We start from the raw sequence: 908 nt of genomic DNA, 5'->3' as shown, positions 1-908 counted from the left end.
GGGTCGAGCCGATCTGCACCGTGCTGAAGGACGCCGGCATGCAGATCGCCCCGAGCACCTACTACGCCGCCAAGACCAGGCCTGCCTCGGCGCGCAGCCTGCGGGACGCCGAACTGACCGAGGACATCCGGACCGCGCACAAGGCCAACCTCGGTGTCTACGGCGCCCGCAAGATCCACGCCGAACTCAATCGCGAGGGCGTCAAGGTCGCCCGTTGCACGGTGGAGCGGCTGATGAAGGCCGAGGGGCTGCGGGGAATCCCGCGGGAGAAGACCCGAAGGACCACGATCGGTGACGGGGCTGAGACCGAGCGACCTGAGGACCTGGTGGCTCGCAAGTTCGTCGCCACCGCGCCGAACCAGCTCTGGGTGGCCGATCTGACCTACGTTCGCACTCATGCCGGGTGGACCTACGTGGCGTTCGTCCTGGACGTGTTCAGCCGGATGATCGTGGGCTGGCAGGTCTCGACTCGTCTGCGCACCGACCTCGCACTGGATGCCCTCGACATGGGGCTGTGGGCCCGCCAACGCGCTGGCCAGGACGTCACCGGGCTGGTCCATCACAGCGACCGCGGCGTGCAATATCGAGCGATTCGCTACACCGAGCGCCTCGTCGAGGCCGAGGCCGTCGCCTCGGTCGGGTCCAAGGGCGACTCGTATGACAACGCGATGGCCGAGGCGCTCAACTCGCTGTTCAAGGCCGAGTGCATCCGCAACCCCGTCATGCGACCGAAGGGCGGCTGGAAGTCGGTCGTCGATGTCGAGGTCGCGGTCGCCGAGTACGTCGACTGGTACAACCACCGACGGCTTCACGGCGAGATCGGGCTGGTCCTGTCGCGTTCCAAACTTCTTGGCAGACCGGTTATGAAGGCATGATCGGCGTGACCATGAAGGAGATGACCCGTGGGA

1 protein-coding gene is annotated in these 908 nt (G+C 66.4%); it reads left to right on the top strand.

Going from position 1 to position 908, the window contains the following annotated elements; all coding sequences use genetic code 11:
- On the top strand, window positions 1-875 hold an 875-nt coding region (locus Q0967_RS17275; RefSeq protein ID WP_299451297.1), incomplete at its 5' end, for an IS3 family transposase.
- Window positions 876-908: the final 33 nt, after the last annotated feature.

The organism is uncultured Serinicoccus sp., assembly GCF_947500995.1.
GTDB lineage: Bacteria > Actinomycetota > Actinomycetes > Actinomycetales > Dermatophilaceae > Ornithinicoccus.
Note: the sequence above shows the minus strand (reverse complement) of the source record. Positions and strands in the feature narration are given on the sequence as shown.